This is a genomic window from Streptomyces sp. NPDC020917 (assembly GCF_044333795.1).
Classification (GTDB): domain Bacteria; phylum Actinomycetota; class Actinomycetes; order Streptomycetales; family Streptomycetaceae; genus Actinacidiphila.
The window spans coordinates 322,775-337,029 of sequence record NZ_JBIRRR010000002.1 but is presented as its reverse complement, the minus strand read 5'-3'; the positions used below and the strand labels follow the sequence as shown (position 1 = coordinate 337,029).

Sequence of the window (14,255 nt, the reverse complement as noted above, 5' to 3'; positions counted from 1 at the left end):
CCCGGAGGACGAACGTGTTGCGCCCCTCGCTTCTGGCTGTCGCCGCGCTGACCGCGGCCGTCGCGCTGGCCACCGGATGCGGTGCCGGCGACGACTGGTCGCGGCCGCACGCCCGACCGTCCGCCGTCGGCACGCTCGGCCCCGGCTTCGTCGACCGCGCCGACCCGCCCGGACCGGAGGCGACCGCCACGCCCGAGCCCGGTTCGTGGGACGGGGTCAGCCCGTCGAAGGGCTTCCGGGTGGTCCTGCTCACCGCTGGCGACGACCGCCCCACCGGCGCGCTCGTGACGGCGGTCGAGGAGTGGGCGGCCGAGGAGCACGTCACGCTCAGGACGGTGACCGCCGAGGGCGGTCCCGACCTGCTGCCCAGCATCACCAAGGCGCTGGACTTGCACCCCGACCTCATCGTCAGCGCGGGCAACGACCTGATCGACCCGCTGGCCACGGTCACCCCGAACCACCTTTCCCAGCAGTTCCTGGTGGTGGGCGCGGAGTTGGCCGAGCCCACCGGGAACGTCACCGCGGTCGACTGGTCCGGCGCCTCCTTCCGCGGCGAGGGCCTCGGCATGTCCTCGACCTACGACGCCGCGTCCTTCACCCCCGAACGCTGCGCCGCCTCGATCCGCGCGGGCGTCGCCGCCGTCCTCAACGACCTGACGGGCATCGTGCTCTGGCTCGACAAGATCTGACGCGCCGCGCGCGCCCACCGGCAGCGGACGGAACGCTGGCTGCCCGAACCGTCGGGCGGCACCCCGCGGTCCTCCCATGAAGCGGGCCGAGGGGTGGTTCCGACGGCCGCTGCACCGCTGTGATAGAGGCAAGGGGCACGCGGCAGGCACGCGGGAGACGAGGAGGGGGCGCTGTGGCGGCGACGAAGAGCGGTGTGGGCCGGAGAGTGGGGGACTTCCTTCCCCGCGAGCTGGGACAGGACCGGGAGCTGGGGGTCTTCGCGCTGCGCGGCCCGAACCCGTACCTGCGGGCGGGCCTGCTCGCCCTGGTGTGGACGGTGATCCCGGTCGCCGTCCTGCAGTTGTGGAAGTTCCGCTACCTGGCGGTGACGCGCGAGGCGGTGGTCGTCGTGACCGTCTCCAAGTTCACTCTGGCGCCGCGCACGGTGGAGTCCGTGACTCCGCGGAACCAGGCGCGCCTGCACGGCGTGCACCACGGATCGCTGTGGACCCGCTTCTGGTTCACCGACGCGGAGGGTGCCCCGCACCGGTACAACATCAGCCGCGCGCACCGCAGGGACCTGGACGCGTTCCTCGACGCGTTGGGCGCCCCGCCCCGGCCGGGAACCCAGAGCGAGCCCACCGGCACCTCGCACGGCCGGCACTCGGCGCCTCACTGAGTCCCGGCCGCGGCTGGGGCCAACGCGCCGGTCAGAACGCCCACACGTACGGGGCGCTGTCCCACGGCATGTCGGGCATCGGATTGCTGAAGGTGCCGTTGCCGATGCCCGAGTAGTAGTACATCTGCTGGGGGAAACCGCGGGAGAAGTCGCTGACCCCGTCTCCATCCAGGTCCCCGGTGGCGAAGAGCTGCTGGTCGGAGGGCCAGCTCGCGCTGTACTTGGTGCGGGTGGCGAACGAACCCCTGCCGTTGCCGGGGTAGAGCCACAGGCCGCGGGAGGTGTCGCGGGCGATCAGGTCGCTCTTGCCGTCACCGGTGACGTCCCCCACTCCGATGAGCGCGTTGATGGAGTTCCAGCCGCCGCTGCCGATCTTCACCCGGGTACTGAACGAGCCCCGGCCGTTGCCCGGGTAGAGCCACAGCACACCCGCGGTGTCCGCGGCCACCAGGTCCCGCCTGCCGTCACCGTTCAGGTCGCCGACCGCCGCCAGCTGCCGCATGCTGTTCCAGCCGCCGCCGACCTTGACCCGGGTGCCGAACGCGCCCTTCCCGTTGCCGGGGTAGAACCACAGCACGCCCGAGGTGTCCCGGGCGAAGATGTCCTCCCGGCCGTCCCCGTTGTAGTCCCCGTGCCGCACCAGCTTCGTCATCGAGTTCCACCCACCGCCGATCAGGTGCCCGGAGTCGTCCCCGGGCAGGAACCACAGCTTGCCGCCGTAGGCGCGTTCCAGCAGGTCGGGGCGGCCGTCGTTGTTGAGGTCACCGAACTGCGCGGCGGCGGGAAGACCCGCCGGGCGGGTCCGGGGGCGGAACCAGTCCATGTACTGGGTCCCGTAGCTGAGTTCGAAGTCCGAGTACGCGATCCGGATCGAGCTGACGACGTTGTTGTACTGCCCGTCGAAGACCCGCGTGAGGTCGATGGCGCCGTTGTGCGGGCTGACGTACATCGAACCCAAGGAGCTCGACGTGTAGTTGGCGCCGTCGAACAGGCCGATGTAGAGGCCCGAGTTGTTCACGAACGACGAGATCGAGTTGTTCCAGATGCCGAGCGAGGGCTGGTTGCCGGAGTACGTGGTCATGGCGCCGCCGTAGTTCCCGTACTGGAAGACGCAGAACTTCCCGGCCGGGCAGCGCGACGAGGGGTCCTTCGTGGCCGCGGCGGCGGACGGCGCACCGACGAGGGCGCCGGCCGCCAGCGCGGCGGCAACTCCCAGCGCGGAGGCGGACTTCCAGCGGGCCGGCCGGCGGGCGGTGGTACGGGCCGGCAAGCGGGCGGCGCTCCGGGCGGAGCGGCCAAGGCGCCGCATGAGCGAGGTGATCGGCATCGGTGTCTCCGGTTCGGGCCATGGACCGCACAAGGGCCGCACGACGCGGCGGTCGCGGTCGGAGGGAGGGGAGCGGGGAGGGCCGCCGCACGGGTGCGGCGGCAGAGTGCAGCGGGCCGGTCAGAAGACGAACTGGGCCTCGCGGGCCCAGCCCTCGTACACGCGGGCCCTGATGGTGCCGGTGCCGGTGCCGCGGTAGACCCAGACGTCGTGGGAGCGGTCGTGCGCGACGAGGTCCGGACGGCCGTCCCCGCTGACGTCACCGGCACCGTAGATCTCCTGCATGGCGTTCCAGCCGCCGCTGCCGATCTTCGTACGGGCCCCCAACCGTCCCTTGCTGTTGCCGGGGTAGAGCCACAGGCGCCCGGACGTGTCCCGTGCCACCAGGTCGCTCCTGCCGTCACCGGTGAGGTCGCCGGAACCGACGAGGGCGTTCATGGAGTTCCAGCCGCCGCTGCCGATCTCCACCCGGGTACTGAACGAGCCCCGGCCGTTGCCCGGGTAGAGCCACAGCACACCCGCGGTGTCCGCGGCCACCAGGTCCCGCCTGCCGTCACCGTTCAGATCGCCGACCGCCGCCAGCTGCCGCATGCTGTTCCAGCCGCCGCCGACCTTCACCGGCGCGCCCAACGCACCGTGCCCGTCGCCCGGGTAGAACCACAGCACGCCCGAGGTGTCCCGGGCGAAGATGTCCTCCCGGCCGTCCCCGTTGTAGTCCCCGTGCCGCACCAGCTTCGTCATCGAGTTCCACCCACCGCCGATGCGGCGACCGGGGCCCTGGCCCGCCTCGGAATAGAGCAGCCCGTCCTTGCTGCGCGACACCTGGTCGGCGAATCCGTCGTTGTCGAGGTCACCGAACTGCGACGCGGCCGGCAGACCAGCCGGCCGGCGGCCGATGTAAGCGCCCCAGCGGGTGTAGTCGCGCGGGGTGCCGCAGTCCGAGCCGTCCCGGGAGAACTCCACCGAGCTGATCGCGTTGTCGAGTTGCGGGGTCGGGCTCTCGTCGAGCGAGAGGGTCCCGTTGTACAGGAGCCACTCGTCTCCCCCGACAGTGCCGTAGTTCGCGTCGGAGTACAGGCACATGGCGAGGTCGCCGAAGTTCGCGATCGAAGTGATCCGGTTGTCCCAACTCCCCAGGGACGCACGGTCGCCGGTGATCTCGGTCATGGCGCCGGTACCGCGGGCGCCGTCGAAGACGCAGACCTTCCCCCAGGCGCACCGGTCATAGCCGGTTGCGGCGTGAGCCGGCCCCACCCCGGTCAGCAGACCTGCGCCGACAGCCGCGGCAGTGATGAGCGCGCGCACGGAAAAACGCACGTACCCCCCCCTAGAGCGCAATGCGTTGAGTCGGCGCCCACGCGGCGCCGAGGAGCGCATCCTAGCTACTCCCGGAGCCTGGCGTCGTTGATCACGCGCGTCTCGGGCGTGATCCTCTCCAACTCGGCGCGGAGTTTGACCGCGCGGGGGTCGTTGATGCGGTCGAGCACGATCTGCGCCTGCTGCCAGTGGTGGCGTCCCTCGGGCGTCTGGCCCTGGCTGCACAGGGCGTTGCCGAGATTGACCAGGACCGTGGCCTCGCAGTAGACGTTCCCGGACTGCCGGTGCAGCGCGAGTGCCCGGGTCAGGCTGGCGAACGCCGTCCGGTGGTCGCCGAGTTTCAGCTGGGCCTCGCCGAGGTTGCCGAGCGCGATGCCGACGGCGGCCGGGGAGCCGGCGGCCTCGTAGACCGACGCTGATTCCAGGAAGCTCGTCGCGGCTTCGTTCAGCTTGCCCAGTCCGAGCTGCGCGTGGCCGATGTTGTTGAGGGTGTTCGCCTCACTCGTGAGGTCACCGATCTCCCGGCTGATGGCGAGCGCTTGCTGGTACTGGACGAATGCCTCGTCGCTGCGCCCGAGGTTCTGCAGGACGTTCCCGATGTTGCCCAGGGCCGTCGCCTGGCCGATCCGGTCGCCGCTGCTGACCCGAACCGCCAGGGCCTGGCCGTAGTACGCCAGTGCCTCCTCGTTGCGGTTGAGGTCGTGGTGGGCGATGCCCAGGCCGTTGAGGATGCGGCTCTCGCCGTTCCGGTCGCCGATCTTCCGCGCCGCGTCGAGGCCGACCCGATACGTGCCGAGCCAGTCGGTCCAGTACTTCCGCAGGTCGAAGAAAGTCCAGAGGCTGACCGGGAGTTGCCACGCCAGGTCGAACATCTCCAGCCGGGCGGCCTGCTCGGTGGCGGCCACCAGGTTGGAGCGTTCGGCCTCCAGCCAGGTGAGCGCCGCGGCGCGGTCGGCGAAGTCCAGCGGCCGGCAGGCCGGGGAGAGGGGAGGCAGGTCGAGGCGGAGCGGCAGGGTCCGGAGCCGGCCGGCGGCAGCGGTGGCGGTGTGGAGGTACCAGGTCACCAGGCGTCGCATGGCCTCGTGCCGGTCGGCGTCCGCCTCCTCGGCGGCGGCCCGTTCCGCGGCGTAGAGACGCAGCAGGTCGTGGAACTGGTAGCGGCCGGGCGCCGGAGCCTGGAGCAGGTGCGTCTCGGTCAGGAACTGCGCCGCCCGTGCCGCGTGTTCGGGACTCGTTCCGAGCAGCGCCGCGCTCGCCGGGAGGCTGATGTCCCTTCCCGCGGGCAGGCCGAGGAGCCGGAAGAGGCGCGCCGGGTCCGAGGGTTCGTAGACGGGAGTCGGCAGGCTCGCGTAGCTGACGGCGAAGCTGGATCGCACCGCCCGGTCCTCGACGCTCAGTTCGTCCAGGCGGCCCTGCTCCGTGGTGAGCCTGGCGGCGAGGGCCTGAACCGTCCAGTCCGGGTCGGCGTGCAGCCGTGCCGCCGCGATCCGGATCGCCAGGGGCCACCCACCGCACGCGTCGAGCACCCGGGCGCAGGCCTTCTCCTCGGCGCCGTACCGGTGAGGGCCCGCGATGCGTACGAACAGTTCACGTGCTTCGAGCGCGTCGAGCGGACCGAGGCCGACGCGGTGGCATCCGTCCAGCGCGGCCAGGCGGTTGCGGCTGGTCACCAGCACGGCACACGGGCCACGACCGGGCAGCAACGGGCGGACCTGGGCGCTGTCGGCGGCATCGTCCAGCACGATCAGCATCCGGCGGCCCGAGAGCGTACTGCGGTACAGCGCCGCGCGTTCGTCCTGGTCGGTCGGTACGTCGCCTCCCTCGACGCCCAGGCCGCGCAGCAGTTGGGCGAGCCCCTCGCCAGGGGAGAGCGGTGCTGTGCCACCGCCCCTCAGCTGCACGAACAACTGCCCGTCGGGAAACGCCTCGGCCAGTTGGTGGGCGACGTGCGCGGCCAGGCTGCTCTTCCCGATCCCGGCAGGCCCGACCACCACGGCGACGGGAACGGCGCCCGTGCCCCGACCCGCCGCCGTCAACACGTCGGCGAGCGCGACGCTGTCGGCGAAGCGCCCGGTGAAGTCCGCAAGGCTTGAGGGAAGTTGCGCCGGAGGCCGCTTTCTCGCGGCCGGGGCGGCGTGCTGATCCTGTTCCTCCCCTGCCTGGGCCAGTTGCTCGACGGCGGGAGTTGCCGGCGGTCGCGCGGCGGAGATCAGACGGGCCCTGTCCTGATCGGTGAGTTCCAGTGCGTCCGCCAGCAGGCGCACCGTGCTGAGCCGGGGATGCCGCGCGCTGCCGCGCTCCAGATCACGGATGGCGCGGGGAGAGAGGCCGGATCTCCCGGCCAGATCCTCCTGCGTCAGGCCGGCCCGCAGCCGCCACTCGCGCAGCACCGAACCGAACGGGGTCGTTTCCACGGCCCTGCCCCTCCCCGTAGCTGTCTCCCCGAACCACTCACTCAGAGCGTAGCCACAACTTCCCCTTAACTGCCCGCCAACCTCCTGGGGTTGGGAACCTCTTGACTGCCAGGCTCGACGTCGTCGGGACAGCAGGCCGTTCCCGACATCGGCAGCCTTGCCGTTCGTTCCACAAGGGGGAATTCCATGCGGTTGAAACGCCTGTTCACCTCGGGAGCCGTGGCCATGGCACTCGCCGTCTCGTGCGCGGCGGCCACGGTCGGCACGGCCCACGCGGACGAGAGCACCCTGACCTGGGAGCCGTTGACCACGACGCACTGGGTCGGCCTCTACAGCATGCCGGACGCGAGTTCGGCCAAGGTGCCTTGGGCGGATCTCCGCCCGGGAGGAGACGCCGTCCAGTACGACTGCTGGAAGGCCGGAGCGTACATCGGCAGCGCCGGGGACGTCTGGTACCACACCTGGAGGGCCTTCTACCGGCTGACCGGCTACACGGCGTACGTCTACCCGGCGTGGACCTTCGCGCCCTACGTCGACGGGGCCGCGGACTTCCACAACCACACCATCCCGCAATGCAATTTCTGACGCGCACACCCGAGAGCCCGTCGAATTGCGACCCTTCGCCGAAGGCAGGTAGCCCCATGTTCCGTCGTATCGGCCTGGCCCTGTCGGCCTCGGTGCTGCTGGCCGGCGCCATCGTCGGGGCCGGGGCCACGAGTGCCTCGGCCAACACCTGGGGCGGCGGTTGCCGCTCCGACAGCGCCGGCTGGGCCAAGGAGCCGGGCGGTATCACCCTCAACCCCTGCCTCTACGTGAACAGTTCGAGCTTCGTCTTCGGCTCTCTGGAAGCCGAGAACCCCAACAGGGTGAACGCGGACTACTGCGCGCAGTTGCTGCGGGTGCTGGGGAACGGAAGCACCGAAGTGGACTTCGACTTCGGCTGTGCCGGCTGGACCAGCTCCGACGGGGTCAACTACTCCGCTCCCGGCGACAGCTTCAACCTCTGGGCGCCCAGGGGCACCCTCGCCCATCCCGGCCCGGGCGTCTACGTCCTCCAGATCGGCTACTGGGCCACCATCAACAACAACTACGCCTACTACGGCAACGCGCAGAGCCCGCGCATCTACGTCGACCAGCCCTAGCCTCCTGACTCCCCGGGGCGGATGGCGGAAAGCGCCCCGCCGTCCCGGGCTCCGGAGCCTGACCACAGGCCGACCGCGCACCGGTCGACCGTGTGATCCGGGGGCACACACGTGGGCCAGGCAACCAGGCAGGGGCGGCCTCCGAACAATGGAGGCCGCCCCTCCCTGCGTTCACCGCGGCGGCGGAGGCCGTCTTCCGCCACTACCTGAAGGTCCTCACTGCGGCGCCTGCGTCGGAGTAGCCGAGCTCTTGCCACGACCAACGATTCGTAGGTTCACCAGGGGAAATCGCACCACGCACGATGGTTTCTTCGCTGGAATCGCCCAAGTGGCTTGGATTGCAAGGCTTCGCTATGCTGAGGCCACCAACCCGACGGGTGGCGACCGCCCCTCTCGGGGTCCGGACCGCTGCCCCAGTCAGGTGCACCTGTGGCCAAGAACGACGAGCCCGATCCGCGCCTGCGGCTCTCCCTCACATGGAGCGTCGTGAGTGGTGGCGGCATTGCAACGGCCATCGCCTCAGGAAGAGTTCAGGACCACACGGCCATCTGGGCCCTGGTCGTGCTCGGCGCGGTCGGGCAGTGCTGTGAGACGGCCAAGGCCGTGTCGCGCCGCCGCCGTTCGGGCCGCTGATCCGGCCCACGGCTGGTCCGCCCGCGCAACGTCGCTCCCCCAATCGCCCCGCTGGGCCGGGCACTTGAGTCAAAAAAGTCGGTCTGCGTACAACCATTCGACGCTTCCGGGTGTCCCGATCTGGAAGGCGCCGGGTGCGCCAGGTCGTCGGAGGAGGAAAAGACGTGAGCCAGACCGGTCCCGTGGTCCGCCGGCGGTTGACCGCGGCCGTCACCGCCGTACTCACCCTGACTGCCGGGACCTCATTGTCACTCGTCTTGTCACCGCCTCCGGCCATCGCAGCTTCGACTGCCACGGGTGGCACCGCCGCCGGACCCACGGCCGGGCAGACGCCGATCAGCATGCCGGCCGGCGTGGTGGTGACGGGCATCGGCAGGACCGGATTCCTCAGCGTCGTCCAGGGCCCCGATCCCCATCCACGGTGGACGCGGTGGGCAGACGGGTCCACGACCGAACTGGGCGGCAAGGCGGCGGGTTCCCCGTCCGACATCGTGGTCCAGGAGCAGGACGACGCGTTCATCCTGCGGGACATGAGCGCCGCCGGCCCACCGGTGCGGATCGAACGCAGCACCCTCGGCAGCAGCTACACCCTGCTCCGTCCCGTGGGTGCCACGCTCGTCATGACCGTCCCCAACGCGGCCGGTGGGAACGACCTGCACCTCGTCGACATGCAGGACGGCATCCTTCGCGACCGGCGGGTCACCGGCCTCCCGGACAACGCCCACTTCGACGGTGCAGCCACCGACACCCCCGCCGGCACGTTGATCGCCCGCTACGCCACCGACACCCCCGCGTCGCCGACCTACCACCTTGCGCTCGTGGACATCGCCACCGCTGCGGTCGTCGAGGCACGCGACACGCCGGACGCCTCAGTAGTGACCGGCATGTCGGCCTCGTCGACGTACCTGGCCTGGGGACAGACCAACCGGAGCGGGGGCCGGACCGTCGTCGTCTCCCCGCGCGGCGGCGGCCTGGATCAGCGCATCGCGTTGACAGGAGCCGGCTCTCTCAGCGTCGACCTGCTGCAGGACTGGGTCCTGTACGCGCAGAAGGGCGGCGAACTGGCCACTGACCCGAACCCGCTCTACGCCTTGACCGCCCTCTCCCTGAAGACCGGCGCCACCGTCAAGCTGCTGGACGACGCCTTCAGCGCGTTGACCGCGGCCGACGGCACGGTCATGGCTCAGGGCGGCACCCTGGCCCAAGGAGAGGGTGAGTACCGGATCTCCCTGGACTCGCAAGGGACGCCCGTCGCCACCATGGTGGCCAGCAGCGGCGAGCCGACGGCGATCGAGATCCAGGGGACCGTTCCCCCCGTGATCGACCTCGACCGCAATCGCGGCGCCTTCTCCTTCGACACCACGCTCAGCCGCCCCGGCGCGCGGGTGGACATCGAGGTTGTCCACACGGCGTCCCAGCGGCGATGGGCCGTGACGCGGATTCCTTATGACACCTGGACCCCCGGCCCGCAGACCCTCAGTGTTCCGTGGGACGGCCGGCTTGATCTGGTCAAAGGCGAGTCGGGCGAGTTCATCGCCGCGTACAACGGCGCCTACTCCTGGCACATCAAGGCAACCCCGCTCAACGGCATCGGTCCCGCGGCGGAGCTCTCCGGGACGTTCACGGTGACCCGCAAGCCAGCACCGCACGACTTCAGCGACAACGGATCCCCCGACCTTCTCGTGGTCAGTTCCACGGGCATGCTCAACCGCTTTGACACCGCCTTCCGCGCGGACGGCGGCCGGCTGTACTACTTGCCGTCAGCCTCGACCGTCGGTCCGGGTTGGCAGACCTACGACCGGTTCGCGTCCGCCGGCAACCTGGGCGGCACCTCCGCGTCCGACATCGTGGCCCGCGACAGGACGGGCACGTTGTGGGTCTACGAGGGCACCGGCACACCGGGCGGCGCGCCCTTCCGGCCCCGCACGAAAGTGGGTGGCGGCTGGCAGATCTACGACACGATCACCGCTGGCAGCGACCTGAACGCCGACGGCAGGCCCGACCTCCTCGCCATCGACAAGACCGGGGTCCTGTGGCTCTACCCGGGCACAGGCTCCCTCTCCGCGCCCTTCGCTCCTCGCAGGAAGATCGGCGGCGGCTGGCAGATCTACAACCGGATCTCCGCCGTCGGCAACATCGCGGGGGCTGACGCCGGCGACCTCGTGGCCCGGGACAAGGACGGCATCCTGTGGCTCTACCTCGGCAAGGGCAACGGAACCTTCGCCGCCCGGACCAGGATCGGCGGCGGTTGGAACGCCTACAGCCAACTCGTCGCGGTCGGTGACGCCAACCGCGACGGACGCCCTGACCTCATCGGCTACGGCGCAGGAACCACTTACGTGTACACCGGCACCGGCAACTGGCGCGCACCCTTCGCACCGCGCAAGGCGACCATGGGCACCAAGCCTGACTTCTGGAACCTCGCAATCTTCTGACGACCCCGCGACCATCGGCACACGCAGCCGCGCGGGGTGACGGGGGCGGAGCAGAGCACCGTCGGCCCGTCCCGCGCAGGTGTACCTCCGTAGGCTGCCGACCTGCCGTGATCACCGTGCGGCTTGCTGCTGTAGTGCCCAGGTGGGTGGTCTGGCACGGTCTCGGTCATGCCTGCCCGGTGCTCGCGGGGAACTTCTTCAGGAAGTCTTCCACGTCATCGCGTGAGTGGAACGAAACGTTCAGCCGGGTCGGCTTCGCGTTGCCGGGGAACTGCAGGTACAGGATCGCCTACTACCCGGTCGCAACGCCCAGGAAGCGCAGCACCGCCAGGACGCGGCGGTGGTCGGCGTCGGCCTTGGGCAGGTCGAGCTTGGTGAAGATGCTGTTGATGTGCTTCGCGACAGCGCTCTCGCTCACCACCAGCTCGGCGGCGACGCCGGAGTTGGACCGGCCGCCCGCCATCAGCTCCAGCACCTCCCGCTCGCGCGGTGTCAGCCGGTCGAGCGGATCGCTGTGCCGACGCACCAGCAGCTGCGACACGACCTGCGGGTCGAGCGCGGTGCCGCCGGCCGCCACCCGGCGTACCGCCTCGGTGAACTCCTCGACGTCGGCGACCCGTTGCTTGAGCAGATAGCCGACGCCCGAGGTGTTGGCGGCGAGCAGATCGGCGGCGTACCGCTCCTCCACGTACTGCGACAGCAGGAGCACGGCGGTACGCGGATACTGGCGGCGGATCACCAGCGCGGCACGCACTCCCTCGTCGGTGAAGCCGGGCGGCATGCGCACGTCGACCACGGCGATGTCGGGACGGTGCTCCTCGACGGCCGCCAGCAGCCCTTCTGCGTCGGCGACCTGCGCGCACATCTCGAAGCCGGCCGCCTCCAGCACCTTGACCACGCCGATGCGCAGCAAGAGGGAATCCTCGGCGATCACGGCGCGCACGGCAGCTCCACGGTGATGACGGTCGGGCCCCCGGCGGGGCTGCGGCAGGAGAACGTGCCGTCGACGGACGCGACGCGCTTGGCGAGCCCGGCAAGCCCGGTACCGCCGCCGGCCGCTGCGAGATCCGCGCCGCCCGCGCCGTCGTCCGCGACGACCACCAGCAGTGTCTCCCCGATCCGCTCCACGGTCACATCCGCCCGGGTCGCCTGGGCGTGTTTGACCACGTTCGTCAGGGCCTCGGAGACCACGAAGTACGCGACGGCCTCGACCGTGGGTGAGGGGCGCTGCGGCAGGTGCACCGCCACGCGCACCGGGATCGGGAGGCGGGCGGCGACCCCGGACAGCGCGGCGTCGAGGCCGCGGTCCTCAAGGACGGCCGGATGCAGGCCGCGCACCAGGCTGTTCAGCTCGGCGATCGCCTCCTTCGCCTCGCGGTGCGCCTCGTCGATCACCTTGCGGGCATCCGCCGGCAGGTCGCCGAGGGTGGCCCTGGCCAGGCCCAGGTTGACGGCGAGCGAGACGAGGCGCTGCTGCGCGCCGTCGTGCAGATCGCGCTCGATCCGCCGCCGCTCGGCGTCGGCGGCGTCGAGCACGCCGGCCCGGCTCTCGGCGAGGTCGGCGACCCGGCGGGTCAGCTTCTCCGTGCGGCTGGGGCCGAGCAGTACCTCGGCCGCCCGGGTGTCCAGCCGCACCAGAGCGCCGGTCAGCCGGGGCCCGAGGAACAGCAGGGCGAGGCCGCCGGCGGTGATGTACGCGGCCTGCGTGGTGTACCCGAATTCGGTGACCCGCCATTGCGGGGGCAGCGCCCAGATCCACACGTAGATGGAGGCGGCCACGAGACCGGCGGCCCAGACGGCGAGGACGGCGAGATCCAGGACGGCCAGCAGCGGACCCGCCACGGCGTGGTAGCAGACCTGCCGCCACAAGGCCCGCGACGTCAGCCGGCGCACCGCCGACTTCCAGTTGCGCCCCGGCCCGGGTGCGGCGGGGCGCGGGAGGTCCTTGCCGATGAGTGCCCGGTAGCGCAGCCGCTGCCCGGCGGTCAGCAGGGGTGTCACCAGGAGCGTGAGCAGCACGGGCAGCGGAGTCACGGCCGGCACCAACGCCGCCAACGTGCCGAGCAGCCAGAGCCACATGGGCACAACGGCGAGGTGGAGCGGCAGGCCGGCGGCGACGAGCGCAGCCCGGTGTCCCGCCCTGCGGAACGGCCGGCCCAGCACCAGCTGCAGCCACGTCGTGAATTGCATGCGTCAAACGGTAAAGCCGCAGGCCATCCCCGTGCCATGACGCTCCCGCCCGGTTCAGGGGTGCACTTGTCTCCACCCCAGGTCGGAACCCTGCGTGACTGACGGCGCCTGGTGTGCGGCGGAGGGTGGAGCACGTGAAGGGGACAGCCGACGGGGAGCGGGGGAAGAGGATGCGTCAACTGGCCTTGTGCGATGAGGAAGTGGCCGGCGCCGAGGTGATCCCGTTGTACGAAGAGGCGGAGGAGCCGCGCCCGGCGCGGGGCATGCGGCGGGCCGGGGCGCTGCTGGTCGCCTGCGGGCTCGGCCTGCTGCCGTGGCTGTACGTGCTGGCCACCGGCCTGCCGGCCACCGCGACCGCGGCGCACTGGCCGGTCGCCTGGGTCGGGCTCGACGCGCTGGAGGCGCTCGGCCTGATCGCCACCGGCCTCCTCGCCGCCCGTGGTGACCGGCGGCACGCCCTGGCGGCCGCCGCGACCGCGACGCTGCTTGCGGTGGACGCCTGGTTCGACACCACGACCGCGGCCCCGGGCGGCGACTTCGCCACCGCGGTCGCCATGGCGCTCGGTGCCGAGCTGCCGCTCGCCGCGCTGTGCGGCCGGCTGGCGCTGCGGGCGCTGGGCCGGCGCGCGTGACGCCTACCGCCTACCGCCTACCGCCTACCGCGAACGACGATCCCGAACCGTATCGATCCACCGGAGAACACCATGCACCGCATCATTACCGCCCCCATCTCCCCGATCCCGGCCCGGACCCGCTGGGCGGTCGCCGCCGGCGTCGGCGCCGCGTTGGCCGCCGCCTGGTGGATGGGCGACACGGCGCCCTATCCGTACGCCCAACGCGGCCTTCTCGACGTGCCGTTGCCGTTCCTGACAGCCGACCGGATGGACGCCGTACTGCAACCGCGGCCGGGGGAACGGATCCTGGAGATCGGCCCGGGGACCGGCCTGCAGTCGCTGCATGTCGCCCCGCAGCTCGGGCCGGAGGGACGGCTCGAAGTGCTCGACATCCAGCAGGAGATGCTCGACCACGTGATGTGCCGGGCCGAGCGCGACGGCGTGGCGACGATCAGGCCCACCCGCTCGGACGCACGCGAACTGCCCTACGCCGATGGGACATTCGACGCCGTATACGCCGTGACCGCGCTCGGCGAGATCCCCGAGCCGGATCGGGTACTGCGCGAGGCGGCACGGGTGCTGGCACCAGGCGGACGGCTGGTGATCGGCGAGTTCTTCGACCGGCACTGGATCCCCTTCGGCCGACTGCACCGGCTCGCCGACGGCGCCGGCCTCCACCTGACCGAGCGCCGCGGCCCAAGCCCGGCATACCTCGCCCGCTTCCGCCCCTGCACAGCCGCGGCCGCAACCGCGGCCCCTACCGCGGCCCCCACCGCGGCCAGCCACGGCTGAAGTCCTGCGCGAACTGCCCAAGGACCTCTGCCCGGAGTCCAAG

General features: G+C 71.3%; 13 protein-coding genes. 8 read left to right on the top strand and 5 right to left on the bottom strand.

Annotated elements, in window-relative coordinates; genetic code table 11:
* Nucleotides 1-14 precede the first annotated feature (14 nt).
* Complete coding sequence (locus tag ACH4TG_RS05450) at nt 15-689, top strand: hypothetical protein (protein ID WP_398240830.1); 675 nt, start codon at nt 15-17, stop codon at nt 687-689.
* Nucleotides 690-862: 173 nt separating this feature from the next.
* A complete protein-coding gene (locus tag ACH4TG_RS05445; protein WP_398240829.1) occupies nt 863-1,348 on the top strand; it encodes a hypothetical protein in 486 nt (161 codons plus the stop codon).
* A 31-nt stretch (nt 1,349-1,379) separates the two neighbouring features.
* Here the strand turns inward: ACH4TG_RS05445 and ACH4TG_RS05440 are convergent, their stop codons facing one another.
* The 3 genes from ACH4TG_RS05440 to ACH4TG_RS05430 form a co-directional block, all read right to left on the bottom strand.
* Nucleotides 1,380-2,618 carry an FG-GAP-like repeat-containing protein gene (locus tag ACH4TG_RS05440; RefSeq protein ID WP_398240828.1) on the bottom strand — a complete coding sequence of 413 codons (1,239 nt, stop codon included), beginning with the start codon at nt 2,616-2,618 and terminating at the stop codon, nt 1,380-1,382.
* A gap of 177 nt (nt 2,619-2,795) precedes the next feature.
* A complete protein-coding gene (locus ACH4TG_RS05435; RefSeq protein WP_398240827.1) occupies nt 2,796-3,929 on the bottom strand; it encodes an FG-GAP-like repeat-containing protein in 1,134 nt (377 codons plus the stop codon).
* A 128-nt stretch (nt 3,930-4,057) separates the two neighbouring features.
* Nucleotides 4,058-6,406, bottom strand: coding sequence for a tetratricopeptide repeat protein (locus ACH4TG_RS05430; protein WP_398240826.1), 2,349 nt, complete (start codon nt 6,404-6,406; stop codon nt 4,058-4,060).
* A 186-nt stretch (nt 6,407-6,592) separates the two neighbouring features.
* On the opposite strand from ACH4TG_RS05430, the gene ACH4TG_RS05425 reads away from it, so the two are divergent.
* The 4 genes from ACH4TG_RS05425 to ACH4TG_RS05410 all read left to right on the top strand — a co-directional run bounded on the left by ACH4TG_RS05425 (nt 6,593) and on the right by ACH4TG_RS05410 (nt 10,616).
* Entirely contained in the window at nt 6,593-6,991 is a 399-nt protein-coding gene (locus ACH4TG_RS05425) for a hypothetical protein (RefSeq protein WP_398240825.1), read from the top strand.
* 56 nt (nt 6,992-7,047) lie between these two features.
* On the top strand, nt 7,048-7,548 hold the full coding sequence (locus tag ACH4TG_RS05420; RefSeq protein WP_398240824.1) for a hypothetical protein: 501 nt from the start codon (nt 7,048-7,050) through the stop codon (nt 7,546-7,548).
* 429 nt (nt 7,549-7,977) lie between these two features.
* Entirely contained in the window at nt 7,978-8,181 is a 204-nt protein-coding gene (locus ACH4TG_RS05415) for a hypothetical protein (RefSeq protein WP_398240823.1), read from the top strand.
* Nucleotides 8,182-8,345: 164 nt separating this feature from the next.
* A complete protein-coding gene (locus ACH4TG_RS05410) occupies nt 8,346-10,616 on the top strand; it encodes an FG-GAP repeat domain-containing protein (protein ID WP_398240822.1) in 2,271 nt (756 codons plus the stop codon).
* Between the two features lie 292 nt (nt 10,617-10,908).
* On the opposite strand, the gene ACH4TG_RS05405 is transcribed toward ACH4TG_RS05410, so the two are convergent.
* Together ACH4TG_RS05405 and ACH4TG_RS05400 are read right to left on the bottom strand one after the other, a co-directional pair.
* Nucleotides 10,909-11,559, bottom strand: a complete 651-nt coding sequence (locus ACH4TG_RS05405; RefSeq protein WP_398240821.1) for a response regulator — start codon at nt 11,557-11,559, stop codon at nt 10,909-10,911.
* Nucleotides 11,547-12,806 (bottom strand): histidine kinase, encoded by a 1,260-nt coding sequence (locus tag ACH4TG_RS05400; protein WP_398240820.1) that lies wholly within the window; start codon nt 12,804-12,806, stop codon nt 11,547-11,549. The genes ACH4TG_RS05405 and ACH4TG_RS05400 overlap by 13 nt, the downstream gene beginning before the upstream one ends.
* A gap of 170 nt (nt 12,807-12,976) precedes the next feature.
* On the opposite strand from ACH4TG_RS05400, the gene ACH4TG_RS05395 reads away from it, so the two are divergent.
* Both ACH4TG_RS05395 and ACH4TG_RS05390 read left to right on the top strand, forming a co-directional pair.
* Entirely contained in the window at nt 12,977-13,438 is a 462-nt protein-coding gene (locus tag ACH4TG_RS05395; RefSeq protein WP_398240819.1) for a hypothetical protein, read from the top strand.
* A gap of 72 nt (nt 13,439-13,510) precedes the next feature.
* A complete protein-coding gene (locus ACH4TG_RS05390) occupies nt 13,511-14,212 on the top strand; it encodes a class I SAM-dependent methyltransferase (protein WP_398240818.1) in 702 nt (233 codons plus the stop codon).
* Nucleotides 14,213-14,255: the final 43 nt, after the last annotated feature.

Excerpts from the sequence above, each read along its gene's own strand:
- ACH4TG_RS05425 (WP_398240825.1), top strand. The coding sequence starts at position 6,593 with ATGCGGTTGAAACGCCTGTTCACCTCGGGAGCCGTGGCCATGGCACTC.
- ACH4TG_RS05420 (WP_398240824.1), top strand. The coding sequence starts at position 7,048 with ATGTTCCGTCGTATCGGCCTGGCCCTGTCGGCCTCGGTGCTGCTGGCC.
- ACH4TG_RS05400 (WP_398240820.1), bottom strand. The coding sequence starts at position 12,806 with ATGCAATTCACGACGTGGCTGCAGCTGGTGCTGGGCCGGCCGTTCCGC.
- ACH4TG_RS05395 (WP_398240819.1), top strand. The coding sequence starts at position 12,977 with ATGCGTCAACTGGCCTTGTGCGATGAGGAAGTGGCCGGCGCCGAGGTG.
- ACH4TG_RS05390 (WP_398240818.1), top strand. The coding sequence starts at position 13,511 with ATGCACCGCATCATTACCGCCCCCATCTCCCCGATCCCGGCCCGGACC.